This window comes from Kitasatospora sp. NPDC088742 (assembly GCF_055584905.1).
Map to the genome: position 1 here is coordinate 1 of NZ_JBVJLD010000041.1, position 26,550 is coordinate 26,550.

At 73.5% G+C, this 26,550-nt stretch carries 30 protein-coding genes and 1 pseudogene; 9 read left to right on the plus strand and 22 right to left on the minus strand.

Annotation, left to right across the window (positions count from 1 at the left end; translation table 11 throughout):
* Nucleotides 1-137: 137 nt before the first annotated feature.
* The 12 genes from ACZ6ZR_RS27400 to ACZ6ZR_RS27455 form a co-directional block, all read right to left on the minus strand.
* Nucleotides 138-713: an RICIN domain-containing protein gene (locus tag ACZ6ZR_RS27400; RefSeq protein ID WP_465646665.1), complete on the minus strand. Its 576-nt coding sequence runs from the start codon at nt 711-713 to the stop codon at nt 138-140.
* 147 nt (nt 714-860) lie between these two features.
* Complete coding sequence (locus ACZ6ZR_RS27405) at nt 861-1,292, minus strand: hypothetical protein (protein ID WP_465646667.1); 432 nt, start codon at nt 1,290-1,292, stop codon at nt 861-863.
* Nucleotides 1,293-1,353: 61 nt separating this feature from the next.
* Nucleotides 1,354-1,683, minus strand: coding sequence for a cyclic-phosphate processing receiver domain-containing protein (locus tag ACZ6ZR_RS27410; protein WP_465646669.1), 330 nt, complete (start codon nt 1,681-1,683; stop codon nt 1,354-1,356).
* Nucleotides 1,684-1,724: 41 nt separating this feature from the next.
* Complete coding sequence (locus ACZ6ZR_RS27415) at nt 1,725-2,078, minus strand: hypothetical protein (RefSeq protein WP_465646670.1); 354 nt, start codon at nt 2,076-2,078, stop codon at nt 1,725-1,727.
* A 96-nt stretch (nt 2,079-2,174) separates the two neighbouring features.
* Complete coding sequence (locus ACZ6ZR_RS27420) at nt 2,175-2,681, minus strand: GNAT family N-acetyltransferase (protein WP_465646672.1); 507 nt, start codon at nt 2,679-2,681, stop codon at nt 2,175-2,177.
* Nucleotides 2,678-3,313 (minus strand): isochorismatase family protein, encoded by a 636-nt coding sequence (locus ACZ6ZR_RS27425; protein ID WP_465646674.1) that lies wholly within the window; start codon nt 3,311-3,313, stop codon nt 2,678-2,680. Before ACZ6ZR_RS27425 ends, ACZ6ZR_RS27420 begins: the two co-directional genes overlap by 4 nt.
* Before the next feature lie 39 nt (nt 3,314-3,352).
* A complete protein-coding gene (locus tag ACZ6ZR_RS27430; RefSeq protein WP_465646676.1) occupies nt 3,353-4,978 on the minus strand; it encodes a (2,3-dihydroxybenzoyl)adenylate synthase in 1,626 nt (541 codons plus the stop codon).
* The gene (locus tag ACZ6ZR_RS27435; protein WP_465646678.1) at nt 4,975-6,168 is read right to left on the minus strand and encodes an isochorismate synthase; all 1,194 of its coding nucleotides are present in this window, start codon (nt 6,166-6,168) and stop codon (nt 4,975-4,977) included. The genes ACZ6ZR_RS27430 and ACZ6ZR_RS27435 overlap by 4 nt, the downstream gene beginning before the upstream one ends.
* A gap of 86 nt (nt 6,169-6,254) precedes the next feature.
* On the minus strand, nt 6,255-7,004 hold the full coding sequence (locus tag ACZ6ZR_RS27440; protein WP_465646679.1) for a 2,3-dihydro-2,3-dihydroxybenzoate dehydrogenase: 750 nt from the start codon (nt 7,002-7,004) through the stop codon (nt 6,255-6,257).
* Nucleotides 7,005-7,229: 225 nt separating this feature from the next.
* A complete protein-coding gene (locus ACZ6ZR_RS27445) occupies nt 7,230-7,382 on the minus strand; it encodes a hypothetical protein (RefSeq protein WP_465646681.1) in 153 nt (50 codons plus the stop codon).
* Nucleotides 7,383-7,612: 230 nt separating this feature from the next.
* Entirely contained in the window at nt 7,613-9,052 is a 1,440-nt protein-coding gene (pntB, locus tag ACZ6ZR_RS27450) for a Re/Si-specific NAD(P)(+) transhydrogenase subunit beta (protein ID WP_465646683.1), read from the minus strand.
* Between the two features lie 7 nt (nt 9,053-9,059).
* Entirely contained in the window at nt 9,060-10,631 is a 1,572-nt protein-coding gene (locus ACZ6ZR_RS27455; RefSeq protein ID WP_465646685.1) for a Re/Si-specific NAD(P)(+) transhydrogenase subunit alpha, read from the minus strand.
* Nucleotides 10,632-10,857: 226 nt separating this feature from the next.
* On the opposite strand from ACZ6ZR_RS27455, the gene ACZ6ZR_RS27460 reads away from it, so the two are divergent.
* Nucleotides 10,858-12,165, plus strand: coding sequence for a cytochrome P450 (locus ACZ6ZR_RS27460; RefSeq protein ID WP_465646687.1), 1,308 nt, complete (start codon nt 10,858-10,860; stop codon nt 12,163-12,165).
* A 29-nt stretch (nt 12,166-12,194) separates the two neighbouring features.
* Here the strand turns inward: ACZ6ZR_RS27460 and ACZ6ZR_RS27465 are convergent, their stop codons facing one another.
* The gene (locus ACZ6ZR_RS27465; protein WP_465646689.1) at nt 12,195-12,815 is read right to left on the minus strand and encodes an L-threonylcarbamoyladenylate synthase; all 621 of its coding nucleotides are present in this window, start codon (nt 12,813-12,815) and stop codon (nt 12,195-12,197) included.
* 58 nt (nt 12,816-12,873) lie between these two features.
* Entirely contained in the window at nt 12,874-13,824 is a 951-nt protein-coding gene (locus ACZ6ZR_RS27470) for an AraC family transcriptional regulator (RefSeq protein ID WP_465646691.1), read from the minus strand.
* 152 nt (nt 13,825-13,976) lie between these two features.
* Here ACZ6ZR_RS27470 and ACZ6ZR_RS27475 point away from each other — a divergent pair, with 152 nt between their 5' ends.
* Entirely contained in the window at nt 13,977-14,693 is a 717-nt protein-coding gene (locus tag ACZ6ZR_RS27475; RefSeq protein WP_465646693.1) for an SDR family oxidoreductase, read from the plus strand.
* A 221-nt stretch (nt 14,694-14,914) separates the two neighbouring features.
* Here the strand turns inward: ACZ6ZR_RS27475 and ACZ6ZR_RS27480 are convergent, their stop codons facing one another.
* Nucleotides 14,915-16,813, minus strand: a complete 1,899-nt coding sequence (locus ACZ6ZR_RS27480) for a CBM96 family carbohydrate-binding protein (RefSeq protein ID WP_465646695.1) — start codon at nt 16,811-16,813, stop codon at nt 14,915-14,917.
* Between the two features lie 179 nt (nt 16,814-16,992).
* On the opposite strand from ACZ6ZR_RS27480, the gene ACZ6ZR_RS27485 reads away from it, so the two are divergent.
* The 5 genes and pseudogenes from ACZ6ZR_RS27485 to ACZ6ZR_RS27505 all read left to right on the plus strand — a co-directional run bounded on the left by ACZ6ZR_RS27485 (nt 16,993) and on the right by ACZ6ZR_RS27505 (nt 19,893).
* Entirely contained in the window at nt 16,993-17,976 is a 984-nt protein-coding gene (locus tag ACZ6ZR_RS27485; RefSeq protein WP_465646697.1) for a WD40 repeat domain-containing protein, read from the plus strand.
* A gap of 124 nt (nt 17,977-18,100) precedes the next feature.
* A pseudogene (locus ACZ6ZR_RS27490) lies at nt 18,101-18,341 on the plus strand (ATP-binding cassette domain-containing protein); the annotation flags it as partial.
* Nucleotides 18,342-18,412: 71 nt separating this feature from the next.
* The gene (locus ACZ6ZR_RS27495; RefSeq protein WP_465646807.1) at nt 18,413-18,868 is read left to right on the plus strand and encodes an SAM-dependent methyltransferase; all 456 of its coding nucleotides are present in this window, start codon (nt 18,413-18,415) and stop codon (nt 18,866-18,868) included.
* Nucleotides 18,869-19,063: 195 nt separating this feature from the next.
* Nucleotides 19,064-19,627, plus strand: coding sequence for an RNA polymerase sigma factor (locus ACZ6ZR_RS27500; RefSeq protein WP_465646699.1), 564 nt, complete (start codon nt 19,064-19,066; stop codon nt 19,625-19,627).
* On the plus strand, nt 19,618-19,893 hold the full coding sequence (locus tag ACZ6ZR_RS27505; RefSeq protein WP_465646701.1) for a hypothetical protein: 276 nt from the start codon (nt 19,618-19,620) through the stop codon (nt 19,891-19,893). The genes ACZ6ZR_RS27500 and ACZ6ZR_RS27505 overlap by 10 nt, the downstream gene beginning before the upstream one ends.
* A gap of 24 nt (nt 19,894-19,917) precedes the next feature.
* Here the strand turns inward: ACZ6ZR_RS27505 and ACZ6ZR_RS27510 are convergent, their stop codons facing one another.
* The 3 genes from ACZ6ZR_RS27510 to ACZ6ZR_RS27520 form a co-directional block, all read right to left on the minus strand.
* Nucleotides 19,918-20,397, minus strand: a complete 480-nt coding sequence (locus ACZ6ZR_RS27510) for a GNAT family N-acetyltransferase (RefSeq protein ID WP_465646703.1) — start codon at nt 20,395-20,397, stop codon at nt 19,918-19,920.
* 143 nt (nt 20,398-20,540) lie between these two features.
* Complete coding sequence (locus ACZ6ZR_RS27515; RefSeq protein ID WP_465646705.1) at nt 20,541-20,924, minus strand: hypothetical protein; 384 nt, start codon at nt 20,922-20,924, stop codon at nt 20,541-20,543.
* Between the two features lie 53 nt (nt 20,925-20,977).
* Entirely contained in the window at nt 20,978-21,454 is a 477-nt protein-coding gene (locus ACZ6ZR_RS27520) for a YfbM family protein (RefSeq protein WP_465646707.1), read from the minus strand.
* Nucleotides 21,455-21,691: 237 nt separating this feature from the next.
* Between ACZ6ZR_RS27520 and ACZ6ZR_RS27525 the strand changes: the two genes are divergently transcribed.
* Nucleotides 21,692-22,837, plus strand: coding sequence for a DUF3103 family protein (locus ACZ6ZR_RS27525; protein ID WP_465646709.1), 1,146 nt, complete (start codon nt 21,692-21,694; stop codon nt 22,835-22,837).
* A gap of 71 nt (nt 22,838-22,908) precedes the next feature.
* Here ACZ6ZR_RS27525 and ACZ6ZR_RS27530 read toward each other — a convergent pair whose 3' ends face one another.
* Both ACZ6ZR_RS27530 and ACZ6ZR_RS27535 read right to left on the minus strand, forming a co-directional pair.
* A complete protein-coding gene (locus tag ACZ6ZR_RS27530) occupies nt 22,909-24,135 on the minus strand; it encodes a cytochrome P450 (protein WP_465646711.1) in 1,227 nt (408 codons plus the stop codon).
* Between the two features lie 75 nt (nt 24,136-24,210).
* Nucleotides 24,211-24,408 carry a ferredoxin gene (locus ACZ6ZR_RS27535; RefSeq protein ID WP_465646713.1) on the minus strand — a complete coding sequence of 66 codons (198 nt, stop codon included), beginning with the start codon at nt 24,406-24,408 and terminating at the stop codon, nt 24,211-24,213.
* Nucleotides 24,409-24,720: 312 nt separating this feature from the next.
* Between ACZ6ZR_RS27535 and ACZ6ZR_RS27540 the strand changes: the two genes are divergently transcribed.
* Nucleotides 24,721-25,032 carry a type III secretion system chaperone family protein gene (locus ACZ6ZR_RS27540; protein WP_465646714.1) on the plus strand — a complete coding sequence of 104 codons (312 nt, stop codon included), beginning with the start codon at nt 24,721-24,723 and terminating at the stop codon, nt 25,030-25,032.
* A gap of 36 nt (nt 25,033-25,068) precedes the next feature.
* Here the strand turns inward: ACZ6ZR_RS27540 and ACZ6ZR_RS27545 are convergent, their stop codons facing one another.
* Together ACZ6ZR_RS27545 and ACZ6ZR_RS27550 are read right to left on the minus strand one after the other, a co-directional pair.
* A complete protein-coding gene (locus ACZ6ZR_RS27545) occupies nt 25,069-25,512 on the minus strand; it encodes a hypothetical protein (protein WP_465646716.1) in 444 nt (147 codons plus the stop codon).
* A 59-nt stretch (nt 25,513-25,571) separates the two neighbouring features.
* Nucleotides 25,572-26,420, minus strand: coding sequence for an SDR family NAD(P)-dependent oxidoreductase (locus tag ACZ6ZR_RS27550; RefSeq protein ID WP_465646718.1), 849 nt, complete (start codon nt 26,418-26,420; stop codon nt 25,572-25,574).
* Between the last annotated feature and the right edge of the window lie 130 nt (nt 26,421-26,550).

A 26,550-nucleotide genomic window follows, 5' to 3' on the forward strand; every position in this document is an offset into this window, starting at 1 on the left:
GGTGCGCCGCCGGGCGCCCCCCCCCCCCCCCCCGCTGGGGGGCCCCCGGGGGTTCTGGGGCGCGGCCCCCCCCGGGGGGGGGGCGCCCCCCCCCCGGGGGGGGGGGGGGCCCGCCGCCGTGGTGGGGTGACCTGCCGTCAGTGCCAGATCCACCGCTGGTTGGACCAGCCGTTGCGGTCCCAGAGCTGGACCTTGGTGCCGTTCCCGCCGATGGTGCCCAGGTCCGCGTCGATGACGCGGGCGTTCTTCTTGGTCTGCAGCGTCTGACCGTCCCAGATCCAGATCTGGTTGTCCCAGCCGTTGCAGTCCCAGAGCTGGACCTTGGTGCCGTTGCCGCCGATGGTGTTGAGGTCGGCGTCCAGGCACTTGTAGTTCTTCTCGGTCTGGATCCAGTAGTAGCCGACCGGCTGGCCGGCGACCGGGGTCCAGATCCACGTCTGGTTCGACCAGCCGTTGCAGTCCCAGAGCTGGACCTTGGTGCCGTTGGAGTTGATGGTGTTGAGGTCCGCGTCCAGGCACCGGTTGTTGTAGCCGCTGGTGAGCGCGGTCGTGCGGTAGTTGGTGGCCGCCAGTGCGGCGGACTGGGAGGAGCTGCCCACGACCGGGGGTGCCGGGGACGCGGCCGCCTCGGCCGAGGTGGTGCCACCCACCAGGGCGAGGGCGAGGGAGCTCATGCCGGCCGCGATGCCGAGGCCGATCCGGAGACTGGTCATCTGTGCCTCACAACGTTTCGTCGCGCGTGCTTCCTTGGGCGGTGGCCGGGGGGAGGCGGATCGCCGTCCCCCCGACTGCCTCCTCCAAGGTATGGGCGAGATAAACGCCGCACATGAGGCCGTCGTCCCGGTCTGGTCCCGGGACTCCTAGAGCTCCTCGTCCCGGGCGAGTTCGTCCCACGGGACGTCGAGGAGTCCCGGGGCGGCCACCGTTCCTGACGGGAGCTCAGTGGTGGGCTGGAACCAGATCACGGTCAGCTCCGAGCGGTGCAGGTAGCGGGGCAGCTCCGGGTCGACCGGTTCGGAGGAGAAGACGCCCACGCACAGCACGGCGGGCAGCAGTTCGAGCGGCCCGAAGGCGCCGGCCGGGGTCTCGCCGTCCGGCAGTTCGCGGGGCGGCTCCACCAGGTGGCCGGGCCGGCTGCCGGCCGCTGCCTTCCGGCGCAGCCCCGCCAGCATCATCTTGTTGCCCGGTCGGCACGGGTAGCCCTCCAGCAGCCCGCCGTAGGTGGAGGAGAGTTCGACCTGGTCGAGGTCGACCGTGCGGCCGGAGGTGAGGGTGAGCCGTGTCAGTGCCATGCCGGTCAGGCTAACGCGGCGGCCCGGAGCCGTCGGCGGTGGTCCTCGGGCTGACCGGCCGTCAGGCGGCGGCCCGGCGGACGGGGTAGTCCCAGCGGCGGAGGGCGCGGACGACGGTCTCCGCGCCGCTGGGGTTGGCGCTGTGGACGTACACCGCGCCGATCCGGAACGGGCGGCCGTGGAAGGCGGCCTCCTCCAGCAGCGTCACCACCGGCATGATGCTGTCCTCGCCGCCGAGGTCGTGGTCGAGCCAGAGCTCGTCGACGTACACCTCGCGGTGCTCCTCCAGCAGCCGCACGCCCTCGCCGCTGGTGCGGGCGATCCGGGTGCAACGGGGGAGCGGCCGCAGGTCGTCGATGCCGAGGACGACGGGCGCGCGGGTGTCGTTCATGCCGGTATCTTCGCAGCTCAGGCGGCGGACCGCCGGGATTTTCAGCCGCGGTCGACGGTGACGCCGCCGACCAGGCCCCAGGCGTTGACGTGGACGGTCGGGCCGCCCAGGCGGTCCGGGCCGTCGTCGCTGACGCCGCCCAGGCGCAGGCCGGTGACCTTGACGGTGACGTCGGGGCGGACCCGGAGGCGGACGCCGCCGACCAGGCTGAGCTTGGTGATCTGGAGTTCGGCGTCCTGGGGGATCTCGACCTCGGTGAGGTCGATGTCCGCGCCCCCGACCAGGGAGACGGTCAGGGTGCGGGTGCGGACCTCCGGGCCCGCCAGGTGGGTGCCGCCGATGATGCTGATCCGGACGTCGGTCGTGCCGTCGTCCTGCTTCCCCGTGGTCGTCATGGTGTTCACGGTAGAGCCGGAGGGGAGTTGACGGACAGTGGGGCGACGCACGTACGGGGGATGACGGATGTCATCCCCCGTACACCGTCGGTTCCGTCAGGCAGGGAGGTGGAGGTAGGTGCGGGAGCCCCGGGCCGGGTCCAGGGTGGCGGTCCAGGCGGGCGGGGCGAGCGCGGGCGGGACTTCGGTGAAGCCGTGGCGTTCGAAGAGCAGGCCGGAGCCGGTGGTGGCGGTGCAGACGGTGTGCAGGCCGAGCCGGCGGGCCTCGGCGAGGACGGCGGTGACCAGGGCGCGGCCCAGGCCCGCGCCCTGGCGGCCGGGCCGCACGCAGAGGTTGTGCAGGACCCCGGCGGCCGGCCGCCCGGGCTCGGGCGGGAGCGGCCGCAGCGCCGCGCAGCCGTCCACGGTGGACCCGTCGGGGCCGGTCAGCAGCAGGAACTGAGCCGCCGTCAGCCGGTACTCGCGCGGGGTGCGCGGGCGCAGCGCGCCGGTCCGCATGAACGGCCGGGAGAGGGCGTACAGCTGGCCCGCGTCGGCCGGGACGGCGCGGCGGGGCCGCAGCCGGAGGCCGGGGACCGGGCCGGCCGGGGCGGTGAGGGTCATCGCAGGGCCGCCGCGAGCTGCTCGGTGGTGGTCACCACGCCGCACTTGCCGGCGATCCAGGCCAGCGCGCCCAGGTGCTGCTCGCGGCCGAAGTCGGCGGTGGCGTCGGCCACCACGAAGGCCTGGAGGTCGTGGCTCCAGGCGTCGGCGGCGGTCATCTGCACCCCGATGTGGGCGTAGACGCCGACGATCACCAACTGGTCGCGCCCGGCGGCGGCCAGTTGCGCGGCCAGGTCGGTGCGGGCGAAGGCGCTGTACTTCCACTTGGTCACGTGCCCGTCCCCGGGCCGCGGCGCGACGGCCTCGGGCGAGGCGAGCGAGACCGGGTCGTCGGGCATGCCAGGGCCCCAGAAGTCGTACTGGAGGCCGCGCTCCTCGCGGCTCTGGCCGCCGCGCTGGTGCGAGTGCAGCACCGGCACCCCGGCCGCCCGGGCGAGTTCGAGCAGCCGGGCGGTGTTGGCCAGGGCCGGGGCGAGCGGCTCGGCCCCGGGGGTGAAGCGGGAGAGGAAGTGGTGCTGGAGGTCGTGGACCAGGACGGCGGCCCGGGCAGGGTCGACGGTCCACGGCACCCGGGGCGCGGGGACGTCCCGCGGCCCCGGCAGCGGGTAGGGGGCGATGGTGGGAAGTGCCATGGCGGTGGGGGTCCCTTGGGGAGGAGCGTCGGCCGGAGCCTACTGGGCGGCGGAGGAGCGCAGGTCCTTCTTGCTGACCTTGCCGATGCCGGTCTGCGGGAAGGCGGTCACGAACTCGATCCGGTCCGGCACCTTGTAGTCGGCCAGTCCGGCCGCCCGGACGAAGGCGCGCAGCCGGGCGGGGCGCGGCGGCTCGGCGTCCTGACGCAGGATCACGTACGCCAGGGTCCGCTCGCCCAGGTACTCGTCGGGCACCGCGACCACCGAGGCGTCGTGCACCGCCGGGTGGCCGAGCAGCACGTTCTCCACCTCCTCGGCGGCGACCTTCTCGCCGCCCCGGTTGATCTGGTCCTTGGCCCGGCCCTCCACCACCAGGTGGCCGGTGGGCGTGCGGCGGACCAGGTCCCCGGTGCGGTAGAAGCCGTCGGCGGTGAACGCGCGGGCGTTGTGCCCGGGCGCCCGCCAGTAGCCCCGGATGGTGTACGGGCCGCGGGTGAGCAGGTGGCCGGTGGTGCCGTCGGGCAGGTCGCGGTCCTGGTCGTCGACGATCCGCACCTCGTCGTCCAGGTCGCTGACCGGGCGGCCCTGGGTGGTGAGGACGGTCAGTTCGTCGTCCTCTGGGCGGGTGTAGTTGACCAGGCCCTCGGCCATGCCGAAGACCTGCTGGAGCCGGCAGCCGAGGGCCGGGCCTAGGCGGCGGGCGGCCTCCTCGCTGAGCTTGGCCCCGCCGACCTGGAGCAGCTCCAGGCTGGAGAGGTCGTGCCCGGCGTGCGGGGCGGCGTCGGCCCAGGCCAGCGCGACCGGCGGCACCACGCCCGTGACGGTGACCCGCTCCCGGGCGATCAGGGCCAGCGCGGTGCCCGGGCTCGGGTCCGGGGCGAGCACCACCCGGCCGCCGGCGAAGAAGGTGCCGAGCGAACCCGGGGAGCTGAGTGGGAAGTTGTGCGCGGCGGGCAGGGCGCAGAGGTAGACCGAGGAGGGGCTCAGCCCGCAGATCCGGGCCGACTCGCGGACGCTGTAGAGGTAGTCGTCGTGGGCCCGGGGGATCAGCTTGGGCAGCCCGGTGGAGCCGCCGGAGAGCTGGAGGAAGGCGAGCCCGGTGCTGGCCGGCGGGTCGGCGACGGGCCGCGGCCCGGCGGCGCGCAGCCCGTCCAGCCGCAGGTGCGGGCCGGGCGCGCCGGCCACGAAGACCTCGATCGGCTCGGCCAGCGCGGCGAGCACCTCGGAGGCCAACTGCCGGTGGTCGTACCCGGCGTGGCGCTCCGGGACGAAGAGCGCCTTGGCCCCGGCGAACTCGCAGAAGTACGTCAGCTCGGCGCGGCGGTGCGCGGGCAGCGCCATCACCGGCACCACCCCGGCCCGCAGCAGGCCGAAGAAGACCTCGAAGAACTCTGCGGTATTGGGGAGTTGGAGCACCACCCGGTCGCCCCGGCGCAGGCCCCGGGCCAGCAGGCCGGTGGCGAGCTGGTCCGCCCGGCGGTCCAACTCCGCGTAGCTCCAGTGCCGTTCGCCGTCGGTGACGGCGATCCGCCCCGGCCGGGCGGCGGCGTGACGGCGGATCATCTCGTCCAGCCGTTCGCCGGTCCAGTACCCGGCCGCGCGGTAGCGGGCGGCGGTGTCGGCGGGCCAGCCGCCCAGCAGGTCGGGCTCCTCGGTGCGGGTCACTTGGCGTCCTCCAGGCCGACCGCGTGCAGGAAGGTGCCGAACTTGGCCGTGGTCTCGGCGAGTTCGGCCGCCGGGTCGGAGGCCTCCACCACCCCGGCGCCCGCGTACAGCCGCAGCCCGTCGCCCTCCGCCTCGGCGCAGCGCAGGGTCACCACCCACTCGCCGTCCCCGTCCGCGTCGCCCCAGCCCACCGCGCCGGTGTACAGGCCGCGGTCGAAGGGCTCCAGCTCGGCGATCAGCTCGCGGGCCCGGTCGGTCGGGGTGCCGCAGATCGCCGGGGTGGGGTGGAGCGCGAGCGCCAGCTCCAGGGCGGAGACGGCGGGGTCGCGCAGGGTGGCGGTGATGGTGGTGGACAGGTGCCACATCGCGGCTGTCCGCACCAGGGTGGGCCGCTGAGGGACGGTCAGCTCCTCGCAGTACGGCTCCAGCACCCGGCGGATGGCGTCGGTGACGAAGGCGTGCTCGGCCAGGTCCTTGGGCGAGTCCAGCAGCGCGGCGGCCCGGCGGATGTCCTCGGCCAGGTCGGTGGAGCGGGCGGCGGAGCCGGCCAGCGGGTTGGAGACCACGTTGCGGCCGCGGCGGGAGACCAGCAGCTCGGGGCTGGCGCCGACCAGGGTGGCGGCGCCGCCGGCCGGGACGGCGAAGGTGTGGCCGCCCGGGTCCCGGTGGATCAGCCGGGCCAGCATCGCGGGCAGATCGGCCCCGCCGGGCGCGGTCAGCTCCAGCGTCCGGGCCAGCACCACCTTCGACGGGCCGGTCCCGGCCCGCATCCGGCGCACCGCCTCGGCCACCGCCCGTGCGTACAACGGCCCTTCGGGGAACGGGCGTTGGGACCAGGCCGGGCTCGCGGCAGCGGTACGGCGGGCGGGCAGCAGGAAGGCCGGGTCCTCGGCGGCGGGGCCGGCCCGGTGCACCTCGGCGGGCACGAACAGGCGGGCCGGGCGGCCGGGGGCGAACGGGATGGCGCCGACCAGCAGCGGGGTGCCGCCCAAGGTACGGCGGGCCTCCCGCAGCGCCTCCCCGGCCTGCGCCGGGTCGGTGACCTGGCGCAGCGCTCCCCGGGCCAGCAGGGTGCCGTGCGGGCCGGTGAGGAAGGCCTGTTCGGGGCCGGGGCGGTAGGCGGCCAGCAGACTGCCCGGGGAGTCGGTGGGGGTGCCGGCGGGGGCGGAGGCCCGGTAGGCCGTGGTCATGCTGCTCCGTTCTTCGTCCGGCGTGGCTTCGGCGCCGGAGGCGGGGAGGGGCGGGGGTGCTCTGGTCGGTCGGTTGTGACGCCGCGTCAGGCCCGGAGCGTGGCGCCGCCGTCGACGTACAGGTCGTGCATGGTGATCTGCCGGGCGCGGTCGCTGACCAGGAAGGCGACGGCCTCCGCGACGTCCTCGGCGGCGCCGATCCGGCCCAGCGGGATGCCGACCCGGTAGTTGTCCGGGTCGCCGTCGAGCACGCGGCGCTCACTCTGCTCGTCGGTCCAGAACTGGCGCTGCATCTCGGTGTAGGTGGAGCCGGGGGAGACCAGGTTGCACCGCACCCCCTCCCGGGCCAGCTCCAGCCCGAGGACCTTGGTGAACATCGCGGCGGCGGCCTTGGAGGCGGCGTACGCGGCCATCCTGGTGCGGGGCACCCCGGCCGCGTTGGAGCCGACGGTGACCACCGAGCCGGAGCCGCGCGCGGCCATCCGGCGCCCGACCGCCCGGCAGGTGTGGAAGACGCCCGTGGTGTTGACCGCGAAGGTCTCGGCCCAGTCCTCGTCGGTGAGTTCGACCACCGGGGCGGGGCGCAGGATGCCGGCCACGTTCACCAGGATGGAGATCGGCCCGGTCTCGCGCTCGACCCGGTCCACCGTCGCCTCGACGGCGGCGCCGTCGGTGACGTCCAGGTAGGTCACGTCGTCGTGCGGGGTGCGGATGTCGGTGGCCACCACCTCGGCCCCCCGGGCGGCGAGCGCCCGGGCGACGGCCGCTCCGATGCCGCGGGCGGCACCCGTCACCAGGGCGATCCTGCCGTCCAGTTCACGTATGTCCTCGGCCATGCCGCTGTCCCTCTCCCGGTGGTGGTGCTTCGGCGCACGGGCAGGCCGGGGCGGGCCGGTGATCTGGTCGGGCGCAGCAGTTAGGTTAGCCTAACCGAACTGCTTTCGGGCGCCGGGTCCTGGCGTGGTGCGAGGGGCGGGAGGTGGGCCGTTCCGGGCCGGTGCCGAAACGGCGGACGGGCCGTCACCGTGGTGCTGGTGACGGCCCGTCGTGGATCGGGGTGCTCATGCGTTGACGCTGGTCAGTGCCTGACGGGCGCGCTCGTTGCTGCGCTTGGCGCGTTCGCGGAGCTTGAGCGCGCGGGCGAGGCGGAAGGTGCGGGCCTCCTGCAGGCGCATGTCGATGGTGGCCTGAGCGGTGGCGAGGTTGTACGTCATTTCGTCCCCCAAGGACCAGTGGCGTCCGTTGGCATCGTCCTGATGCCGGTTCCCCCGGATCGCCTGCTGTGCTTCTGATTCTACACCATCCTGGGCGTCCGCGCCTTCAATTAGCAGCCCCCCTGGGGGATGTGACTGTGGATCGAAGGGAAAAGGACTTGCACATGAACGGAAGGGAATGCAGTGCGCCCCTGCCGGGACCCGGCAGGGGCGCACTGGGGAGCTGGAGATCAGCGGCCGGCGGCCGCCGGGGTCAGGGCGTCGAGGGCGACCAGGATCTGGTCGACGCTCTGCTTGGCGTCGCCGAAGAGCATGCTGGTGTTCTCGCGGAAGAACAGCGGGTTCTGCACACCCGCGTAGCCGGAGGCCATCGAGCGCTTGAAGACGATGACCTGGCCGGCCTCCCAGACCTTGAGCACCGGCATGCCGGCGATCGGGCTGGCCGGGTCCTCCTCGGCGGCCGGGTTGACGGTGTCGTTGGCCCCGATGACCAGGACCACGTCCGTCCGGGCGAAGTCGTCGTTGATCTCGTCCATCTCCAGGACGACGTCGTACGGCACCTTGGCCTCGGCCAGCAGCACGTTCATGTGCCCGGGCAGCCGGCCCGCCACCGGGTGGACGCCGAAGCGGACCTCCACGCCGCGCTCGCGCAGCCGGCGGGTCAGCTCCGCGACGGGGTGCTGGGCCTGGGCGACCGCCATGCCGTAGCCGGGGGTGATGATCACCGACCGTGCCTCGGCCAGGAGTTCGGCCGCCTCGGCCGCCTGCACCTCGCGGTGCTCGCCCTCCTCCTCGCCACCGCCGGAGGCCGGCGCCTCGACGCCGAAACCGCCCGCGATGACCGAGACGAAGGAGCGGTTCATCGCCTTGCACATGATGAAGGAGAGGTAGGCGCCGGAGGAGCCGACCAGTGCGCCGGTCACGATCAGCAGGTTGTTGTCGAGCAGGAAGCCCGCCGCGGCCGCCGCCCAGCCCGAGTAGCTGTTCAGCATCGAGACCACCACCGGCATGTCGCCGCCGCCGATCGAGGCCACCAGGTGCCAGCCGAGCGCCAGCGCCAGCACGGTGACCGCGATCATCAGGCCCAGGCCCGGGCTGACGGTGAACCAGACCGTGAGGCCGACGAAGGCGCCGAGCGCGCCGAGGTTGAGCACGTTCTTGCCCGGCAGCATCAGCGGCCGGGAGTTGATCCGGGCGGAGAGCTTGAGGAAGGCGACGATCGAACCGGTGAAGGTGACGGCGCCGATGAAGATGCCGATGAACACCTCGGCGTGGTGGATGCCCAGCAGGTCCGCGCCGACGGCGGTCTGCGCGGCGCCGTGCGCCTCCACCTCCAGGTAGCTGTTCCAGCCCACCAGTACCGCGGCCAGGCCGACGAAGCTGTGCAGCACGGCGATGAGTTCGGGCATCTCGGTCATCTCGACCCGCTTGGCCCGCCAGAGGCCGATCGCCCCGCCGAGCGCCATCGCCACCACGATCAGGGTCACGGCCCCGGCGTTGATCGAACGGGAGGCCACGATCACCGTGGCGGCCAGCGCGAGGGCCATGCCGGCGATGCCGTACGCGACCCCGGCGCGGGCGGTGCGGTGCTGCGAGAGCCCCGCCAGGCTGAGGATGAACAGCAGGGCGGCGACCAGGTCCGCGGCGTTCGCGGCCGTCAAGGAAGTCATCGGGCGCTCAACGCCTTTCGGGGGAGGAGGAGAACATGCCGAGCATGCGGCGGGTCACGGCGAAGCCGCCGAAGACGTTGATGCTGGTGAGCAGGATCGCCACCGCGGAGAGCACGGTGACCAGGACGCTCTCGTGGCCGACCTGGAGCAGGGCGCCGACCACCACGATCCCGGAGATCGCGTTGGTCACCGACATCAGCGGCGTGTGCAGCGCGTGGTGCACCTTGCCGATGACGTAGTAGCCGATCACCACGGCGAGCGAGAACACCGTGAAGTTGCGGCCCAGTTGGGCCGGGGCGAAGGCCACCAGGGCGAACACCGCGAGCATCCCCGCGCCGATCAGGCCGAAGCGCACCGCCGGGGTCAGCCTCGACGCCTTCTGTTCCACCGGCGCGACGGGTGCCTTCACGGCGGCGGCCGCCGGGGCGGCCGAGACCGCGACGGGCGGCGGCGGCCAGGTGATCTCGCCGTCGCGGACCACGGTGACGGCCCGTTGGACCACGTCCTCGAAGTCGACCGTCAGGCGGCCGTCCTTGCCGGGGGTCAGCAGCTTCAGCAGGTTGACCAGGTTGGTGCCGAACAACTGCGAGGCCTGGGTGGGCAGCCGGGCCGCCAGGTCGGTGTAGCCGATGATGGTGACGCCGTTCTCCGTCACCACCGTCCGGCCGGCCACGGTGCCCTCGACGTTCCCGCCCTGCGAGGCGGCCATGTCCACGATGACGCTGCCCGGCTTCATCGCCGCCACGTCACGGGCCGTCAGCAGCCGCGGCGCCGTGCGCCCGGGGATCAGCGCGGTGGTCACCACGATGTCCACGTCCGCCGCCTGCGCGTGGTAGAGCTCGGCGGCGGCCCGGTCGTAGTCGGCCGAGGTCGCCTTGGCGTACCCGTCGGTGCTCGCCTCCTGCTCCACCTCCACCGGCAGGTACTCGCCGCCCAGCGACTTCACCTGGTCGGCCACCTCCGGCCGGGGGTCGGTCGCCCGGACGATCGCGCCCAGGCTGGAGGCGGCACCGATCGCGGCCAGCCCGGCCACGCCCGCCCCCGCCACCAGCACCTTGGCCGGCGGCACCTTGCCCGCCGCCGTCACCTGGCCGGTGAAGAACCGCCCGAAGACGTGCGCGGCCTCGATCACCGCCCGGTACCCGGCGATGTTCGCCATCGAGCTGAGCACGTCCATCGACTGCGCCCGGGAGATCCGGGGCACCGCCTCCAGCGCCAGCGCCGTCACCTGACGCTCCGCCAGCGCCTCCAGCAGCTCCGGCCGCTGGGCCGGGGCCAGCATCCCGATCAGCGTGCTGCCCTTCCGCAGCCGGGCGATCTCCTCGGGGGAGGGGGCGTTCACCTTCAGCACGACCTCGGCCGCCCAGGCGTCGCCGACGGCCGCACCCGCCTCGGTGAAGGCGTCGTCGGTGAACCCGGAGGCCGTACCGGCCCCGGACTCGACCACGACCTGGTAGCCGAGCGCGAGCAGGCCGCGCACCGTGGACGGGGTCGCCGCGACCCGGGTCTCCCCGGACGTCGACTCGGCTACCACGCCGATGCTCTGGGGAGGGTGGTGCGCGGAGTCGTCTGCAGACATCTCTCGTGATCTCTCTCGTCGGATGGAGCCGTTGAAAGGGGGGTGGTGCACAAGGGTGTTCGACGGTGTTCGACGCGGGCGCAGCAGTCGGCGGGAGCACCCCGGCGGGGCGAGCCGCGGAGTGTCCCTCGGAGGCAGGAACCTACACGTCCGGGCCCCGGTTGGGGACGGTGCGAAGCCGTGACGTGCTTCACCAATCGGCGGATCTGCCGTAGCGTCAGGGCCCGTGCCCCTGGACCAGGAACAGGTGAACCGGATCTTCCTCCCCGCCACCTACGCCGAAGGAGTGCCCTACGCGCTCTTCCGCGAACTCCGGGAACTGGCCCCCGTCTGCCGGGTCGAGGAGCCTGCGGTGGGCGACTGGCCGGCCGGGCCCGGGTACTGGGCGGTGCTGCGGCACGCCGACGTCCGGCACGTGCTGCGCACGCCCTCGACGTACTCCTCGCACCTGGGCGCCACCCAGATCCGCGACCCCGACACCGCCGCCGAGCTGGCCTTCGCCCGCACCACGATGCTCAACCAGGACCCGCCCGGCCACTCCCGGCTGCGCCGCATCGTGGCCGCCGCCTTCACCCCGCGCGCCGTCCGGGAGTTGACCGCCGGGATCGAGGCGCGGGCCGCGGCGGTGGTGCGGGCGGCCCGGCCGGCCGGTCCGGGGGACACGCTCGACCTGGTCCGGCTGGCGGCCGACCTGCCGGTCTGGACGCTGGCCCGGATCATGGGCGTGCCCGAGGAGGACCGCGCGCTGCTCGCGGGCTGGGCGGACCGGGTGATCGGCTACCAGGACTCCGACCATGCCCAAGCCGCCCCGGATACGTCAGGTCTGAGCGAGCTGGGGCGCGCCGCGGTGGCCGTCCGTCCGCGCCCGGAGGACCTGGTCCGGCCGGACGGACGGCCCGTCAACCCGCGCTCGCGGGCGGCGCTGGCCGACATGTTCGCGTACGCGCACGGCCTGGCCCGGCGGCCGGCCGCCGGGAGCGTGCTGGCCCGGATGGTGGCGGGCGGGCTGACGGAGGAGGAGTTCGAGACGACCTTCTTCCTCTTCGCGGTGGCCGGGAACGAGACGCTGCGCAACGGCGTGCCGGGCGGCCTGCACACCCTGCTCACCCACCCGGAGGAGTACCGGCGGCTGCGGGCCGACCCGTCGCGGACGCCCGCCGTGGTCGAGGAGATGCTGCGCTACTGGCCACCGGTGACCGACTTCCGACGCACCGTCACCCGGGATGTGGAGCTCGGCGGGCAGCGCCTGCGGCGCGGCGACAAGGTGGTCGTCTACCACGCCGCCGCCAACCGCGACCCGGCGGTCTTCGCCGACCCCGACCGCTTCGACCCGGACCGGGCGGGCAACGATCACGTGAGCTTCGGCGACGGCCCGCACTTCTGTCTCGGCGCGCAGCTGGCCCGGGTCCAGATGCGCGCCCTGGTCCGGGAGGTCGCCACCGCCCTCCCGGAGCTGGAGCTCGCGGGCGAGCCCGTCCGGCTGGTCTCCAACTTCCAGAACGGGCTCAAGTCGCTTCCGGTGAAGGTCCGTTGAGGGTCCGTTGAAGGACCCTCCCGGTGTCGCTACTCGAACCGTGAGGTGTCACCGGCCCCGCGCCGGACGATCGTCGCCTCGCCGTCCGAGAAGTCGATGACGGTGGTCGGCTCGGTGCCGCAGTCGCCGGAGTCCAGCACGGCGTCCAGGACGTGGTCGAGCCGCTCCTTGATCTCCCACCCCTGCGTCATCGGCTCCTCGTCGCCGGGCAGGATCAGGGTGCTGGAGACCAGCGGCTCGCCGAGTTCGGCGAGCAGCGCCCGGGTGACGGCGTGGTCGGGGATCCGGACCCCGACGGTCTTCTTCTTCGGGTGCAGGAGGCGCCGCGGGACCTCCTTGGTGGCGGGGAGGATGAAGGTGTAACTGCCGGGCGTGGCGGCCTTGACGGCGCGGAAGACGTTGTTGTCGAGCTGCACGAACTGCCCCAGCTGCGCGAAGTCCTCGCACATCAGGGTGAAGTGGTGCCGGTCGTCGAGCCGCCGGATCGTCCGGATCCGCTCCAGCCCCTCGTGGTTGCCGAGCTGGCAGCCGAGGGCGAAACAGGAGTCGGTCGGGTACGCGATGAGGGCCCCCGAACGGAGGCTGTCCGCCACGGTGCCGATGGTGCGCGGCTGGGGGGACTCTGGGTGCACGTCGAAGTACTTCGCCATTGGGTGACCCTACGGTATGCCGGAGACCGAGGGGCACAGCCACGGCCGCTGCCCTCGGTCAGCTGTGTCCGCCGCGCGGACCGCCGCCTGCCGCCCCGGCCTGCTTGCGGTAGGCCCCCGGCGGCGATCCGTAGTGCCGCTTGAAGGCCTTGGCGAAGGCGAACTCCGAGGTGTACCCGGTGCGTTGGGCGATCGTGCCGAGCCGGGCGGGGGAGTGCTGGAGCAGCCGCGCCGCGGTGGCCATCCGCCAGGTGGTCAGGTAGGCCAACGGCGGTACGCCGACCACCGAGGCGAAGCGGCGGGCGAAGGCGGCGCGGGAGAGCCCGGCGCGGGCGCTCAGGGACTCCACCGTCCACGGGTGCCCGGGATCGTCGTGGATCGCCCGCAGGGCCGGCGCGACCGCCGGGTCGGTCAGCGCGGCCGCCCACCCCCGGGTGCGGTCCTTCGGCAGCTCGGCGTACCAGGACCGGAGGACGTACAGCAGGAGCAGGTCGACCAGCGCCGTGACCACCGCGTCCGAGCCCGGCTGCGGCGCGTGGAACTCGGCGCACAGCTGGTCGACCGCCGAGCGCAGCACCGGGTGGCGGCCGGGCACGGCGGGCAGGTGGACCACCTCCGGCAGATCGCCGAACAGCGGGTGCGGGCGGTCGACGTCGATCGCGAACGCGCCGCACACCAGCACCGTGCGCGGCCCCGGCCCGTCCACGGTGACCTGGCCGATCGGCGAGGAACGGTCCACCCGCTCCGGCACGAAGTCCACCGGCTCCCGGCCCGGCAGGTCGCAGAGGGTGTGTCCGCTGCCGCGCCGCAGGAACACGATGTCGCCGGGGCCGAGCGGGACCGGCTCGCCGTGCGGCGGCAGGAGGTGGCAGCGCCCTTCCACGACCACGTGGAAGCCGGCCCCCGAGAGGGGCTGGAACCTCAGGGCCCACGGGGCGTACGCGTCGGTGCGGGTCACCATCGGGCGTCCGGTGCGCAGGACTTCGAGGGTGTTGCTGAGGATGTCCACCGCGCCACCCTAGTGCCCACGCGGCGAGACGATCTGACAGGTATTCAAGATTTTCGGCCATTCAACATCTCGATCCGGAGCCGTAGCTTCGTGCCGTGGCGGTCGCGGAACCCCGCACCGCAAGCACGACACCGACGAACGGAATCCCCCTCATGTCCCTCTCCGGCAAGAAGATCGTGATCATCGGCGGCACCTCCGGCATCGGCTTCGCGGTGGCCCGCCAGGCCGTGGCGGCCGGCGCGGAGGTCGTGGTCGCCTCCAGCAACCGGGACCGTGTGAACGCGGCCACGGAGCAGCTCGGTGGGCGGGTCGAGGGCCGCCGTCTGGACGTCGCCGACGGCGAGGCCATCGCCGCGTTCTTCGAGCAGATGGGGGAGTTCGACCACCTCGTCTACACGGCGGGCGAATCCCTGCTGATCAAGCCGCTGGCGGACACCGCCCCGCAGGAGGCCAGGGCCGTCTTCGAGCGCCGGTTCTGGGGCGCGTTCCTGGCCGCGAAGCACGCCGCACCGCGACTGCGCGCCGGCGGCTCGATCACCTTCAGCTCCGGCGTCCTGGCGAACCGCCCCCTCCCCGGCACCGCCCTCGCGGCGGGCATCACCGGCGGCATCGAGGCCCTGACCAGGGCGCTCGCCGTCGAACTCGCCCCCGTGCGCGTCAACGTGATCCGGCCCGGTGTGATCCGCACCGAACTGTGGGACAGCAGCGTCCCGGACCCGGATGCCTTCCTGGAGGCCGCGGGGGCAGGGCTCCTGACGGGGCGTGTGGGCACCGCCGAGGAGGCCGCGGCGGCCTACGTCTTCGCCCTGACCAACGCCTACGTCACCGGCACCACCCTGGCCGTGGACGGCGGCGCGGCCCTGGTCTGACCAACCCGATCCCATCGGCGGACGGACCAGGTCGGCGCGCGGGCCGCGCTGAGTGCCTCCGGCGGTCTGGCCCGTCGTCGCGGCCGTGCTCGCGGAGGGGCTGACGTGCGGTCACCGCCCGGGCTGCGGCTGCTCCGCGCTCCCCTCGTTCCGTCCCCGGACGCGAGCGCAGCGAGGGGGTACGCCGTGATGGCGTACCCCCTCGCCCTGCCGCCGGAGCGTCAGCTCACGTTGAAGTAGTAGTAGTGCGTCTCGTACCGCTTCCCGTCCCGGTCCTTCGCGTAGACGTTGAGCATGTGGAAGCCGCTCTCCTCAGGGGTCCAGGAGACCTGCGCCGTCCCGTCCGCCTCCACGGGGAGGGTCGTCTCGGTGCCCCAGTCGAAGGCGTAGGTGTAGGACGCCGTGTTCGGCACCTTCGAGGCGAACGTGAAGACGCCGGTGACCCCGACCCCGCCGCCGGCGTTGCCCTCGCCGAGGTCCTCCGGGTAGACCTCGGAGGTGACGGTGGGAGTGGTGTCCACGTCGGCGAAGATCCGGTTCTCGGAGCTGACCCAGCCGTTCGGGCTGTGGCTGCGGACCGTGATGGTGTTCCCGCCGGCGCTGGTGAGGGCGAAGGTCAGGTCGGCGGTGCCGTCCGGGCCGGCCTGAACGGTGCGCGGCTGCTCGTAGTTGAGCTGGACGGTGTAGCTGTCCACCGTGGCGATGCTCGCGTTCGGTGCCAGGTGCAGGGTGAAGGGCGTCCCGAGCAGTACCGGGTTCGGCAGGCCGGTCACGACCGGCGAGGTGTTGGGGACGAAGAACCGGTAGGAGGTCACCGGGGACGAGTTGAGCGCCCGGTCGAGGCTACGGACGTAGAGCCAGTTCGGGCCGCTGCTCGGCGGCGTCAGCGAGAGCGTCAGTGGACCGCCCAGCCGCGGAGCCCGGACGACGCCCGGCTGGGTGAACGGGTCGGTGTGCACCGGCAGGCCGTTGGGGCCCGTGGACCAGCCGAACACCGGGAAGTCCTGGCTCCAGCTGTACTGGTAACCCACCACGTCCGAGACCGAGTTGGCCGTGAAGGTGAAATCGCCGGGGACCCCGGCGGGCACGGTCTGCTCGGCCGGGTAGTTCGACGAGGTCACCACGGGCGCGGCGGTGGGCCGGCTGGTGTCGACGCGGAAGGTGCAGGGCTTCGACCAGGCGGACTGGTCCGTCCCGTCGCCGCCCCGGACCTGCCAGTTGTACGTGCCGCCGTCGACGAGCACCCCGGGCGGCACGGGCGCGCTCCGCCCGTACTCCTTGCGCATGTTCTCGCCCGTGAACTCGGTGCGCTGCTCCGGGTGCCCCGCCGGCCAGATCGCGAACTGGCCGGTGAGGTAGTCGTCGAACGCGTCCGCGTCGTGCTGCATCGCCGTCAGCGACGGGGTCAGGCTCGGCAGGAACGGGTGCGGCGTGCCGGCCGCGCAGGTGTAGTCCTGGCTGTAGAGATCGGTGGGTGTCCCGGGCTGGGTGTTGGACGTGGCGTAGAACCACATCCGGGGGTTCAGCCGGCGCCCCAGCGCGGTGTTCGACTCGTCCGCGTCGGGCAGCCGCAGCTCCAGGGAGAGCGTGTGGTTCCCGGCGGTCGCGGCGGCTGCGGCAGCGGCCGTCAGGTCCAGGCGCAGGTACGAGGCGGGGCCGCCGGCGCTGGTGATCACGGTGCCCAGCAGCTTGCGCTCGGCGGGCGCCCGGCGCCAGGTGATCGGGTTGCTCGTCGTGGCGGTCTGCCAGACCTCGACGCTGCGCGGGACGTAGCTGGTGGCCTCGGTCTCGCCGAAGATCATCCAGGCGGAGACCACGCGCTTCTTGGCGTCCTTGTCGGCGTAGCCCGCCAGGTCGAAGGAGGCGTAGACGCGCGACTTGTGGGCGGTGCCCGCAGCGTCGAGCCAGCTGCCGAGCGGCACTTCGCCGGTCGGCTGCGGGTAACTCGTGGTCGGAGTCTGCGCGTCCGTGTAGGCCAGCGAGACCTGCGGTACCTGCGTGATCGGCGGCGCGGCCGCCGCACCCGAGGCGGACAGGACCACCCCGGCCAGTCCGACCGCCGCGGCGGTGATCACGCGGACGGGGCGCAGGCCCCGCAAACGTCTCAAATTCCTTGCCATGATTGAGAACTCCTCCCCCGTCGCCCCGAAGGGCGGTGTCAGATGGCGGGCACTCTAGCCCCAACCCACGACAGATTGCGAAGGACTTGTGGACTCCCGGAGATGACCGCCGCGGGCACGGTGGCGGTGCCGTGATCGTTGGCGGGGCGGACGTGGGTTGTGCGGAACGGGAGTTGACGGTGGGTACGGAGTTCTTTGCGGTCGAGGGCGGAGTCCGGTCGTTGCACTGGGACGAGGAGGGGCTGCTGGACGCCGCTTCGGGCGGGCGGCGGTGGTCCGTGGGCGGGGTGGAACTGGCGGGCGAGATCTCCTCGTTCGGGCCGCTGTTCGACCGGGCGGTGGTGTCACCGTCGGGGCGGTTCCGGGTGCTCTACGCCGAGCGGGGCACCGAGGGGCTGGTGCTCGAACGCGGCCTCCCTTTGCGGGAGTTCGGCCGGAGCCACTACGAGGCGACCTCGTTCGACCACCCGGTCGCGGTCGGCCGGGCCGCCGACGGTCGGGAGCTGCTGGCCCACTGCCCGTCGCACCGGGGCGACCTGCGGCTGGTCGACCTGGCGACGGGGGAGCAGCTGACGCCGGGGGAGCGGGAGCTGAACCGGTTGTTCCACTCCCGGCTCTCGTTCTCACCGGACGGGCGGTACCTGCTGTCGCACGCGTGCGTCTGGGGTCCGTACGGGCTGGTGCGGGTGTACGACGTGGCGGCGGTGCTGGCGGACCCGGCGCTGCTGGGTGGGCCGGGAGTGCTCCCGTTCGACCTCTGGGACGTGGCCGAGGTCGGCGCGGCCTGCTGGCTGGACTCGGACCGACTGGTCCTCGCCACCACGCGGGACAGCACGGGAGACGAGGAGGAGACCCAACTCGGCACGGAGCACCTGGGCATCTGGTCGACGCCCGAACGGCGCTGGCTCCACCGAAGCCGGCTACCGCTGGTTCCGGGCCTGCTGCTCCCACGGGGCGAGCAGTTGCTGTCCCTGCACGGACACCCGAGACTCCTCGACGCGACAACTGGCCAACTGTTGGACGAGTGGCCCGAGTTCACAACCCCAGCCAAGGACCGCCCCTTCGAGAACCCACTACCGACCCCAACCGCTGCCCTCAGCCCCGACGGTACCCGACTCGCCTTGGCGCAACCGCACGGCATCGCACTGCTTGACCTGCCCTGAGCACCGCCCACTGATACTCTCCGGTGCCGGCTCTCCGACCGAGAGGTCACCAGGTCAACCCGCGTGTGCGGGGAACAGCATGAAGTCGAACGGGAGGTTGTCCCCGACACGGGGCCAACCCCGCGTGGCAGAGCTCTCCGCCGGGCAGCAGCGCCGCCTCCAGCTCGCCACCCTGGTGACCAGCCCGGCCGACCTCTTGGTCCTCGACGAGCCGACCAACCACATCGCCCTCGACCTGGTCGAGGACCTCCAGGTCGCCCTCGCCGCCTACCGGGGAGCGGTGGTCGCGGTCTCCCACGACCGGGGGCTTCCGGGAGCGGTTCGGCGGAGAGCAGTTGGAGCTGGTCTCCGGCCGTCGGCGGTGACCGGGTGGCTGTCGTAGGGTGCGGGGCGCAGGTGAGGATCATGACGAGGGAGAGCGGGGGATGAGGCTGTGATCGGACTGGAGCCCGTCGGGCACGTGGTCGGCGGCCGGGTGCCGGTGGAGGACGACGACTGGGCGGGGGTGGAGGCGGTGATCCGGCTCGACGCCGCGCGGTTCGGGCCCGAGGCGCTGTACGGGCTCGACGCCTTCTCCCACCTGGAGGTGGTCTTCCACTTCGACCGGGTCCCGCCGGAGCGGGTGGAGACCGGTGCTCGCCACCCGCGCGGCAACGAGGACTGGCCCCTGGTGGGCATCTTCGCCCAGCGCGGCAAGAACCGGCCCAACCGGCTCGGGGTCTCCCGCTGCACGCTGCTGCGGGTGGACGGCCTGGACGTCCACGTGGGCGGGTTGGACGCCGTCGACGGCACGCCGGTGCTCGACCTCAAGCCCTGGGTGGCGGAGTTCGGGCCGCGCGGGGCGCAGGCCCAGCCGGGCTGGGCCACGGAACTGATGGAGGGTTACTACTGACGCCGGGGTGTGCGGGCCGGATTTCGTTGCCGGAGAGCTGAATCCTTTTGGTTCGGTGGGCCTCTTATGGTCGAGCGGCCCTACGGGGCCGCCGGAGCGAGGGAGGTCCGATGACCGGAGTCGTGGTGGGTGCGGTGGCGCTGGCCGTGCTGGTGTGCACGTGCATGGTGGTGCTGAAGGTGAGGAAGGGACGGCGTGGTTAGGGCAGCGGCCGGTGCGTGGCCGGAGGAGCGGTTGGTGGTGGCGGCGCAGGAGGGTGACGAGGCGTCGATCGCCGTGCTGGTCTCCGGCGCGTACCCGCACGTGCGGCGGTTCGCCTTCTCGCTCTGCGCCAGCAGCCAGGACGCGGAGGACGCGGCGCAGGACGCGATGATCGTGCTGTTCCGGAAGGTGGGCACGCTGCGGGCGAGCGCGGCGCTGGCCTCGTGGATGTTCCGGATCGTGCGCAACGAGTGCCTGCGCCGGGCCCGTCACCTGGTGCACGGCGGGGAGCCGGCCGTCGAGGCGCTCGCGCCCTCGGCGGAGGAGGACGCGCTGGCCGGGCTGGAGGTGGAGCGGGTGGCCGCCGCCGTCGCGGCGCTGCCCGACGACCAGCGGCGGGTGCTGATCATGCGGGACGTGCGCGGCCTGCCCGGCCGGACGGTGGCGGACGCGCTCGGCCTGAGTACGGCGGCCATGAAGTCGCGGCTGCACCGGGCCCGCGCCGCGGTGCGGGAGAGTCTGGAGAACGCCCGGGAGGAGGAGGGGACGTGCCGGTGAAGGGGAGTGCGGGGCCCTCGTACGCGAGCCGGTCAGTGCAGGTCCACCTCCTCCGGGGTGGGGCCGGGTTCGGGGCGCTGGCGGGCGCGTTCGCGCTGCTGCCGGTGGCGGGGTGGGTGGCCCTGCTCCTCCTGCCGGTCGGGCTGCTGGCGCTGCGGGGGTGCCCGGCCTGCTGGGTGCTCGGTCTGGTGCAGACCGTCCCGCGGGGCAGGCTGGAGCGGCAGTGCGACGGTGGCAGTTGCCGTCTGGAGCGGCCGGTCGGGTGACGGCGGTCTGGGCGTGACGGAGGGTCAGGCTCCGCCCGTCGGCAGGGTGTAGCGCTGCTTGGTGGCGGCCCGGCCGCCGAGGCGGTCGTAGAAGCGGATGGCGTCGGTGTTCCAGGGCGGGGTCTGCCACTGGACCTGGCTGAGGCCCAGCGCGCGGGCCTCGGCGAGGACGGCCTCCATCAGGCGGGCGCCCAGGCCGTGACCGCGGTGGCCGTCGCGGACGAAGAGGCAGTCGAGGTGGAGGTACTCGGCGCCGTCCCAGGTGGAGAGCTCGGGGGAGCAGCTGGCGTAGCCGATCGGCCCGCCGCCGTCGCCGGGGTCGGCGACGAAGCAGCGCAGGCGGGGTGACGGGGCGTCGAAGAGCAGGGCGGCCAGACGGGTGTCGAGACCGGGGGCGGGCGGGGCGGCCCGCTCGTAGGCGGCGTGCTCGGCGGCCAGTTCGGCGATCCGGGGCAGGTCCTCGGCGCGGGCTCGGCGCACATGGGGAGTGAGGTCGGTGGGCATCGGGTCTCCTGACGGTGGCGGCCTGCCCCGATCATGTCGGTCCACCACCGGGCCGGACCAGCGGCGCGGGCGCCAGCGGACCTCCGGATCCCGCCGGGGCCCCGTCGGTTGTCCGGGCCCCGGCGGGTGTGCCGGTGCGGGCGTCAGGCGGTATAGCTGTCGAGCGGGCGGCGGGTGCACCAGTAACAGTCGCAGGAGGTCAGCGAGTTGGCGCGGCAGTGGGCGGTGATGAGCCACGGGAGCTCGGCGCACGGGCCCGGGTCGAGCAGGGTGCCGTCGGCGGGGACGGTGCGGTGGCAGGCGGAGCAGTCGACGGAGACCTCGACACCGGCCGAGCGCAGGCGTCGGGCGGCGGTGAGGGCGGAGTCCAGCGGGGCATCGGGCAGCAGGAGGGCGGGCAGCGGGCCGTCAAGGAGGCGCCGACTCTCCCACAGGCTCAGGCCGGCGAGCGAGCGGACGGCCTGCAGGGGTGCGGTGCCGGAGGGCGGGGCGTGGTCCACCGTGACGGTGAACTGGGGGTCCTCCACGGAGTGCTCCCGGGTGTGGTCGAGTGTGGTGGTGACGGGTGCGCGGAACGGGTTCAGGCCGTCCACAGGAGGACGGCCTGGTGGTAGCGGGCGGTGGTGCGGAGGAAGGCGAGGAGGTCCTGGTAGGCGGCCGCGGCGGAGTCGAGGGAGCCGTCGCGGTCCCAGTGGCCGAGGGGGTGGATGCCGGCGGTGGTGAGCTCGGCCGCGGTGACGTCCTTGGCGAGGGTGTCCGGGGTGACGGCCTCCAGGGCCTCGGCCATGCAACGGACTTGATCGGGCGTCAGGTAGCGGGGCGGGCCGTAGCCGAGGTCCGGGGCGCCGGGGAGTTCGGTGCCGCCGCGGGCCAGGTCGACCGGAAAGCCGCGGCGGCGGAGCAGGAAGGCTATGGCGTCCCAGTACGGGCCGACACTGTGCCGCCGGTCGGGCGCAGGTTGCTGGGGATCGGTCAACTCCCTTGCCGCGTCCGGGTCGGCGAGGGCCCGCCCGAGGTCGGTCGGGGAGACGCGTGCGTAGTACCCGTCGATGCTCATGGCCGGGATGCTAGGCCTTCGCAGGGGGTTCGCGCCGGACAACGGTCCGCCCTGCGGCCGGAGGGCGCCGTCGGCTGCTCGTCTATGCGCGTTCACGTGTTACGAAACGGCCGTTCGCCGTCCTGGGGCTTGAACCCGGGCGGGGTTGGCCCTTCACTTGTCATGTCGCCGACGCTCATGGTTCCCGGCGCTGCTCCTCCGCTCCGACGCCCTCACCCGACGAGTCTGGAGATCCGCATGCCCCGCAGTCACTCCCGCCTGCGCAGAGCCGCCGCCACCCTCGCGGTCCTGCCCCTGCTCGCCCTCGGCGCGGGCCAGGCGTTCGCCGCCCCCGCTCCGCTCCCCGCGCACGCCACCGCCGGCAAGGCCGCCGCCTCCCGGGTGGCGGCGATCGAGGACGGGGTCGCCCGCACGCTGGCCTCGGCCCTCGCCGACCCGGCCGTCCGCGAGCGCCTGCGCGCCGCGACCATCACCACCGACGCCCCGGCCGCGCTGGCCCCGCTCGCGGCCGCCGCAGGCGGCCTGGCCGCCCACGGTCTGGCCGAGGCCGCCACCACGGCCGACCGGGGCATCGCCGCCGCCAAGGGGCTGGGCGCCGACCTCGGCCCGCTGCTGCGGGTGCAGTTGGCAGACCCGTCGATGCGGCAGGCCCTGGCCGCGGGCGCCGCGCCGCTGGTGGCGACCGCCGTCACCGACGACCACGCCCGCACGGTGCGCGCCTACGACAGTGCCGGGAAGGCCCACGAGCTCGCCACCGACCGGCTGCCCGACCGTCCGGTCTACCTGGTCGACCTCGACTCGGCCAAGACCCTGACGGCCGGGATCGCCGTGCTGCAGCGGGAGTTGGGGGCTCGCGGGATCGCCCCGGCGGAGGCCGCGCAGACCCTGGCCGGGGGCTGGTGGGGCACGAAGATCACCTCGGTGCGGGTGTCGGACGACGAGGAGCCCTGGTTCAAGGGCGCGGCCGAGATGTTCGCGCTGGTGAGCGGCTTCGGGCTGGACGGCAAGGTCCGGGTCGACTCGGTCGCGATGCCGTACCTCCAGTACGACGGCACCACCTACTACCCGAACCAGATCCTGGTGAACTGGTCGAACTACAAGTACAACCTGGCCGACGTGGTCCTGATGGAGGACGACGGCGACACCAACTACCTGGCCCTCGCCCAGGCGATCGCCGCCGTGCTGCTCACCATCGCCGACCAGGGCGCGTACATCCCGCTGGTGAACGCGGTGCTGGGCGCCATGCCGGCCTCCTGGTGGGTGGACGACCCGGACTACGTGGAGTCCTGGTACACCCTGGCCCGGAACAGCTCGGGCCGCCTCAACGGCGCCCGGGGCAACGGCTGGATGACCGTCGAGCCGTACTTCGTCCAGCAGTTCTGAGTCCGGCAGTTCTGAGTCCAGCTGTGCGGCCCCGGCCGCCTTCCGTGGGGAGGGCGGCCGGGGCCGACGGTTCACCAGGTGACCGGCAGCTCCCGCAGGCCGTGGATCGCGGAGGAGCTGCGGTACTCCAACTCCTCGAAGGGGACGGCGAGTCGCAGGCCGGGCAGGCGGCGCAGCAGGGTGGAGAGGGCGATCCGCAGCTCGATCCGGGCCAGCGGCTGGCCCAGGCACTGGTGGACGCCGAAACCGAAGGCGAGGTGGCGCCGGGCGTCCCGGCTGACGTCCAGGGCGTCGGCGCCGGTGAACAGCTCCTCGTCCCGGTTGGCGGTGGAGAGCATGCAGACGACGCCCTCGCCCGCCCGGATCAGGGTGCCGCCCAGTTCGACGTCGGCCAGGGCCACCCGGGGGACGCCGTGGTGGACGATGGTCAGGTAGCGCAGCAGCTCCTCCACCGCGCCGTTGGTCAACTCCGGTTCGGCGCGCAGCCGTTCGGCCTGCTCGGGGTTGCGGAGCAGGGCCAGGGTGCCGAGCGCGGTCATGTTGGCGGTGGTCTCGTGCCCGGCCACCAGCAGGAGCAGGCCCATCGAGGCGGCCTCGGGCATGGTGAGTTCGCCGCGCGCGACCAGCCGGCTGATCAGACTGTCGTCCGGGGCGAGCCGCTTGGTCTCGGCCAGGTCGGTGAGGTAGCCGGTGAGCGCGTCCACCGCTTCGGTCACGTCCTCGACGGGGGCGGAGAGGTCGAGCAGGGTGCGGCTGTGCTGCTGGAAGAAGTCGTGGTCCCGGTAGGGCACGCCGAGCAGCAGGCAGATCACCAGGGACGGGATCGGCAGCGCGAACTCGGACACCAGGTCGGCGGGCCCGCCGCCGGCGGTCATCCGGTCGAGCGCCTCGTCGACGATCCGCTGGATCTCCGGGCGCATCGACTCCACCCGTTTGATGATGAACTCCCCGGTCAGCATGCGGCGTTGGCGGGCGTGCTCGGGGTCGTCCAGGCGGATGAAGCTGGGGGTGGTGCGGGTGGTGAGCTCGCGCCGCCCGGGGGAGAGGAACGGGAAGCCGGGGTGCCGGGCGTCGGCGCTGAAGCGCGGGTCGGAGAGGGCGGTGCGGATCTCCTGGTAGCCGGTCAGCAGGTGGCAGGAGGTGCCGTCCCAGAGGCGGGCCCGGGTGACGGGGGCGGCCTGGGCGGCTTGGTGGTACGCGGGCAGCGGGTCGAAGGGGCAGCGGCCGGCGGCCGCCGGCAGCTCGGTGGGGGCGGGGCGGGTGTGGCTCTGCTGCGGGGCGGGGGTGTCGATGCTCATGGGGGCAGCGCTCCTTCCGACGTCCAACGGGAGTGGGGGACGGGCAGCGGGTCGTGCGATGGGCTGTGCGGCGGCTCAGGCCTGAGCGTCCGTCAGGGTGATGGCCCCGCCCGGGCACAGCGCGGCGGCGAGCCGGACGGCCGGGTGCTCGGTGGGCCCGGGGGCCGGGTCGAGCAGCTGCACCAGGCCGTCGTCCTCGCCCTGGTCGAAGACGGCCGGGGCGGTCAGCACGCACTGTCCGGAGCCGCAGCACCGGTCCTGATCAACGGTCACCTGCACGGAGGGCACCTCGGTTCCGTCTCGTGAATCGGTTTCCCTAAGCAACCAAATCACTCTAGCCCCATACCCATCGCACACGAAGGTCCGGCGCACCCCGCACCGGATTTGGCGGAAAACCGCCCCCGGGCCAGGACTCGGAGCCGCCGTCACCGCCCGCGCCTAGGATGACGGCGTCCGGCCCCGAACCCCAGGAGACCTCCGATCGCCGCCGACCTCGCCGCCCTCCTCCGGGGCGCCCTCGACCTGCTCGCCCGCCCGGACCTGCGCCCTCGCGAGCTGGACGCGTACGCCACCAGCACCGTCGACGTGGCGGGCCGCCCGAGCGTCTGCCTCGCCGCGGCGCCGGACGGGCCGGTGGTCGTCTGGTCCGCGCTGGGCCCCTACGAGGAGAGGCTGGCGGCCGGTCCGGCCGGGCCGTACCTCGTGCTGCAGTTGGAGCCCGACTCCGGGTACTTCCACCTCGGGCAGCCGGCGCTGGTGCGCGAGCGCGGGCAGCTGCGGCTGGTCGCCGAGCTGCGGCCGGAAGTGCTGGCGGCGGAGCGGGAGTTGGCGGCGGCGCTGGAGGTCTTCCTGGACCGTCAGCGCCGCGCGCACGAGCTGGTCACCGGCGTCGGCTGAACCGTAGCCGTGGCTGATGCCGGTGCCGGTGCCCCGTCAGGTGCGGGTGGTGGCGTTCGCCCGAAGGTGTGCGAGCAGGGCGGGCACGTCGTTGTCCGGGTCGCCGTCGCGGGTGAACGCGGTCATCGCCTGGAGGGCGGCCCGGGCCAGGCTGCCGTTGCCCGCCGGGGTGTCGGGCACGGTCCGGGCCCAGCTCTCCAGCAGGTAGGCCCACTGGATCAGCAGGCGGGAGGAGACGCCCTTCTCCAGCGTCGCGAGCTGTGACTCGCGCTCGGCCGGCGGCCGGTCGGCCAGGCCCAGCGCCTCGGTGAGCAGGGTCTCCAGCGCGTAGGCGCTGTACCGGGCGACGAGCACGGCGAGGGCCGGCTCGCCCTGGCCGTGCCGGGCGAGGGAGGTCAGGGCCGGCTCGTCCTGTTTCCAGGCGGCCTCCAGGGCGTCCACGGCCCGCAGCATCTGATCCGGCGTCATGTCGGGTCTCATGGCCGCACCGTAGCGGCCGCGCGGGGCACCTCGGTGCCGCAGCGCGACTGCGGAGCCGGTCAGTCGACCCAGGTGCGGGTCATGTCCTGGACGGCGGAGCCGTCGAGGTCGGCGAGCTTGGCGCCGGTGAAGTCCCGGGCCCACTGCGAGGTCTGGACGCGGAAGGCCGGCCGCTCCTCGGTGAGGGCCGCGACGATCGGGGCGGCCGCCTCGGCGGCGGACTGGGCGTTGGAGAAGGAGGTCTGTGTACGGGACAGGTACGCCTGGAGGGCCGGCGCGTACGGCCCGGCCTCGGCGAGCAGGGCCGGGACGTCCAGGCCGAGGTTGGCGACGAACTCGCTGGCCACCGCGCCCGGTTCGACCACGGTGACGCCGACGCCCACCGTGGCGGCGACGGGGGCGAGCGACTCCATGAAGCCCTCGACGGCGAACTTGGCCGCGCAGTACGCCTCGTTGAAGGGCTGGCCGACGATGCCGCCGACGCTGGTGACGGTGACGACCCGGCCGCCGGAGGCGCGCAGGTGGGGGAGGGCGGCCCGGGTGGTGGTCACCACTCCGAAGAAGTTGACCTCCATGGTGGCGCGGACGGCGTCCACGCTGCTCTGCTCGATGGTGCCGACCCCGGCGGCGCCGGCGTTGTTGACCAGCGCGTCGAGGCGGCCGTGCTCGGCGATCACCTCGTCCAGGCAGGCGGTGACGCTAGCCGGGTCGACCACGTCCAGGCGCTTGACCAGGACGCGCTCGGCGAGGCCCTCCTCGGCGGCCGCCTTGAGCAGGGGAGCGGCCTTGCCGGTGTCGCGCATGGTGGCGATGACGGTCCAGCCGGCCCGGGCGGCACCGAGGGCGGCGGCCAGGCCGATGCCGGAGGAGGTGCCGGTGATCAGGACGGTCTTCTCGGTGGTGCTCATGGGTCCCTCCAGCGGGATGGCGGTCGGCCGGCGGGGCCGATCGGGCTAACCGGGGAACTCCCCGGTTCCATTCGAAGGTAACCGGGGGACTCCCCGTTTGTCCAAGTAGACTGATGACCTGACGAGAGGA

Bases quoted from the DNA above. Each gene is read 5' to 3' on its own strand.
- ACZ6ZR_RS27400 (WP_465646665.1), bottom strand. From the start codon at position 713: ATGACCAGTCTCCGGATCGGCCTCGGCATCGCGGCCGGCATGAGCTCC.
- ACZ6ZR_RS27405 (WP_465646667.1), bottom strand. From the start codon at position 1,292: ATGGCACTGACACGGCTCACCCTCACCTCCGGCCGCACGGTCGACCTC.
- ACZ6ZR_RS27410 (WP_465646669.1), bottom strand. From the start codon at position 1,683: ATGAACGACACCCGCGCGCCCGTCGTCCTCGGCATCGACGACCTGCGG.
- ACZ6ZR_RS27415 (WP_465646670.1), bottom strand. From the start codon at position 2,078: ATGACGACCACGGGGAAGCAGGACGACGGCACGACCGACGTCCGGATC.
- ACZ6ZR_RS27420 (WP_465646672.1), bottom strand. From the start codon at position 2,681: ATGACCCTCACCGCCCCGGCCGGCCCGGTCCCCGGCCTCCGGCTGCGG.
- ACZ6ZR_RS27425 (WP_465646674.1), bottom strand. From the start codon at position 3,313: ATGGCACTTCCCACCATCGCCCCCTACCCGCTGCCGGGGCCGCGGGAC.
- ACZ6ZR_RS27435 (WP_465646678.1), bottom strand. From the start codon at position 6,168: ATGACCACGGCCTACCGGGCCTCCGCCCCCGCCGGCACCCCCACCGAC.
- ACZ6ZR_RS27440 (WP_465646679.1), bottom strand. From the start codon at position 7,004: ATGGCCGAGGACATACGTGAACTGGACGGCAGGATCGCCCTGGTGACG.
- ACZ6ZR_RS27445 (WP_465646681.1), bottom strand. From the start codon at position 7,382: ATGACGTACAACCTCGCCACCGCTCAGGCCACCATCGACATGCGCCTG.
- pntB (WP_465646683.1), bottom strand. From the start codon at position 9,052: ATGACTTCCTTGACGGCCGCGAACGCCGCGGACCTGGTCGCCGCCCTG.
- ACZ6ZR_RS27455 (WP_465646685.1), bottom strand. From the start codon at position 10,631: ATGTCTGCAGACGACTCCGCGCACCACCCTCCCCAGAGCATCGGCGTG.
- ACZ6ZR_RS27465 (WP_465646689.1), bottom strand. From the start codon at position 12,815: ATGGCGAAGTACTTCGACGTGCACCCAGAGTCCCCCCAGCCGCGCACC.
- ACZ6ZR_RS27475 (WP_465646693.1), top strand. From the start codon at position 13,977: ATGTCCCTCTCCGGCAAGAAGATCGTGATCATCGGCGGCACCTCCGGC.
- ACZ6ZR_RS27480 (WP_465646695.1), bottom strand. From the start codon at position 16,813: ATGGCAAGGAATTTGAGACGTTTGCGGGGCCTGCGCCCCGTCCGCGTG.
- ACZ6ZR_RS27510 (WP_465646703.1), bottom strand. From the start codon at position 20,397: ATGCCCACCGACCTCACTCCCCATGTGCGCCGAGCCCGCGCCGAGGAC.
- ACZ6ZR_RS27520 (WP_465646707.1), bottom strand. From the start codon at position 21,454: ATGAGCATCGACGGGTACTACGCACGCGTCTCCCCGACCGACCTCGGG.
- ACZ6ZR_RS27525 (WP_465646709.1), top strand. From the start codon at position 21,692: ATGCCCCGCAGTCACTCCCGCCTGCGCAGAGCCGCCGCCACCCTCGCG.
- ACZ6ZR_RS27530 (WP_465646711.1), bottom strand. From the start codon at position 24,135: ATGAGCATCGACACCCCCGCCCCGCAGCAGAGCCACACCCGCCCCGCC.
- ACZ6ZR_RS27545 (WP_465646716.1), bottom strand. From the start codon at position 25,512: ATGAGACCCGACATGACGCCGGATCAGATGCTGCGGGCCGTGGACGCC.
- ACZ6ZR_RS27550 (WP_465646718.1), bottom strand. From the start codon at position 26,420: ATGAGCACCACCGAGAAGACCGTCCTGATCACCGGCACCTCCTCCGGC.